Here is a 2746-nt window from a genome sequence, read left to right as displayed (position 1 = left end):
CCTTGGATCAGTTAGCGCCCTGCCTTAGTTAGGGAGTGAGGGGACGCGGGGCAGGTATAGGTTTTACCATAGTTATGGTGTCTTTAGTGATAGGTAGCGGGAAGCCAGGGTCCCCCTGCTCAAAGTTCTGGCTTCCAACTTTTTGGTTAATTTGGGTTTGACCACTTTTTTGATAACCCAAAACACTGAAAAAACACAATTAACGCCTAAAAGTTCGGAAATTATTTTTATAATCGGAGATGTATTCAAATCAACATAAATCAATAAGGACTTAAGCAGTTGCGCTACATATAGTGATGACGTAACCATTGCTCCCCTACAATTAGGGTTGAGGAACAGAAGCAAGGGTAAGTCCTGTCAATAAAAACTAATCACAAATGACTAATGACTATTAGTTACCAATTCCTGGCAAGAGCCGCAATATAAAGGAGTTTTATCAATGAGGCGATGGCGACCCATACTGTTGCTTGTGGCTTTTGTCCTAACTATAGTTCTCTCTAACTGCGTTAGCCCTTCTAATTGGATTGGGACAAATACCCCTCCCAGTCCTACTCCTACTGTTTCTGAGAGTCCTACTCCCAGCCCTACTCCCAGCCCTAGTCCCAGCCCTAGTCCTACTCCCAGCCCTAGTCCTACTCCCAGCCCTACTCCAACTCCAACTCCAACTCCAACTCCAACTCCTTCCCCAACTAAACCTTCTAAGGATTCCAAGGGAAGGACAATCGTTTACGGAGCAGTGGGACAACCAGAAAACCTAGAACCGGGTAATATCAGCGACCGGGAATCCCTAGTTGTCCAGAAACAAATTTACAATCGCCTAGTGGAATACAAGCTGGGAACGATAGAACTGGAACCGGGATTAGCTACTGATTGGGAAGCGTCTCGCAATAGCAGAGTTTGGACATTTAAACTGCGCCAAGGGGTCAAGTTTCATGACGGGACTGATTTCGATGCTGAAGCAGTTAAGTTCAATGTCGAGCGTTGGTGGGACCCGGAAAACAAATATGGCTATCGCGATAAAGACAGAAAGTATCAAATTTGGGCTGATTTATTTGGTGGCTTCAAGGGAAACTCGAAATCCCTATTACAACAGATAGTCATCAAAGATAAGTATACAATTCAATTTGTCCTGAAACAGCCCTTAAGCATTTTTCCAGCGATGATTGGGTCAGGCTACTTTGGTATCGCTAGCCCAACCGCCATCAAGAAAGCAGGTTCTAAGTATGGTCGTGAGTCATCTCTAGCGGTAGGGACAGGTCCCTTTAAATTCAAAGAGTGGCGTAATGGCAAGGAAATTATCCTAGAAAAGAGCCCAAACTACTGGAAACCAAACCTACCTAAAGCAGAAAAGGTAATCGTGCGGTTCATCCCGGATATTGCGAAGCGGCTGACCATGTTGAAATCTGGAGAGATTGACTTCACGTCAGACCTAGTTCCTAAGCAATTAGAAAATTTAGTTGGTGAGGCTAAGCTCAAATCTATTTTCCGTCCCTCCTTCAATGTCGGATATCTATCCCTCAATACCAACTACAAACCCCTTTCTAAACAAAAGGTACGGATTGCGATCGCATTAGGAATTAATCACCAAAAGATTGTCGAAAAAAATTGGCAGGGTTTAGGAGAGAGTGATGCTCACTTCACCCCACCCCTCCTCGATTGGTCTGAGTCACCCAATTTTGGTAGCTATAAATATGATCCACAGCTAGCCAAGCAACTGCTGAGGGAAGCTGGCTACCCCAAAGGCTTTGACCTGGAACTCTGGTATATGAAAATATCCCGCCCCTACTATCCTGATCCGAAAGCGATCGCCCAAGGAATAGCTGATCACTTGGGTAAGATTGGCATCAAGGTTACTTTAAAAACCAAACCCTGGAAAGATTATCTCAAAGACCGACAAAAGTCTCCTGGTTTCCAAGGGTTTATATTGGGTTGGACTGGGGAATATGGCGACCCAGATAACTTCTACTATTCCCACTTCGGACCTAATGCTACCGCTGACCTTGGACGTTGGAAAAATAACCAAATCCTACGGCTATTGGAAACCGGTCGTAAGACCCAAGACAAGGATGCTAGGGCAAGAATCTATCGCCAAGTGGATAAAATTTTATTTGAAGAAGCCGTGCGCATTCCCATTGTCCACTCCCAACCGCTTTTAGGTAAGCGAGCCAATATTCAAGGCTGGAAGCCCAGTCCACTCGGTTCAGAATCCTTTGAAACTGTGGATAAGAATTAGATAGAACACTATAATTACAAATGTGTAACTTCAAAGGTAACAACTCTTGGGACAAAAACTCTTGGGACAAGTAATACTGCTCTAGGCTTTTTATTTGAGATGTAAACAGAGGAGTGAGGTAAAAAGCGAACAGCGAACAGGGCAAATGTCAGAGTAGGAAAGAGTTACGAGTAGTTTTTGTCGTTATGAGAAATAGGCATAGTTTTTCATGACCTATTTCTCAAGGCTATATATCCAAAAGGGAACTAGTTCGATGACAAAAAAAAGGAATACATCTAGAGACGGATTTAGGAACCGGTTATAAAACTTTGCTTTAAACAAGTTCAAGGGGATTTGGGAGTTTATTCAAAGCAACGACTATCTAAGACGTCAAGCCAACAAAACAATGATTAACAATGTCGTCTACAAAATTCCCACTCGTCCCCATAAGTTAAGCGCGATCGCACCCTATACTTCTTGGGACTCATTAACAGACCGAACCTGGAGCGGACGACATTTACCCCCCGATCCAGA

1 protein-coding gene is annotated in these 2746 nt (G+C 43.8%); it reads left to right on the top strand.

Annotated features, from left to right (window positions below):
- The first annotated feature begins 439 nt into the window (after positions 1-439).
- Complete coding sequence (locus F6K49_RS39890) at positions 440-2233, top strand: ABC transporter substrate-binding protein (protein WP_293106240.1); 1794 nt, start codon at positions 440-442, stop codon at positions 2231-2233.
- Positions 2234-2746: the final 513 nt, after the last annotated feature.

Source organism: Moorena sp. SIO3I6 (assembly GCF_010672095.1).
Note: the sequence above shows the minus strand (reverse complement) of the source record. Positions and strands in the feature narration are given on the sequence as shown.

Coding starts and splice junctions, on each gene's coding strand:
- F6K49_RS39890 (WP_293106240.1), top strand. CDS start 440: ATGAGGCGATGGCGACCCATACTGTTGCTTGTGGCTTTTGTCCTAACT.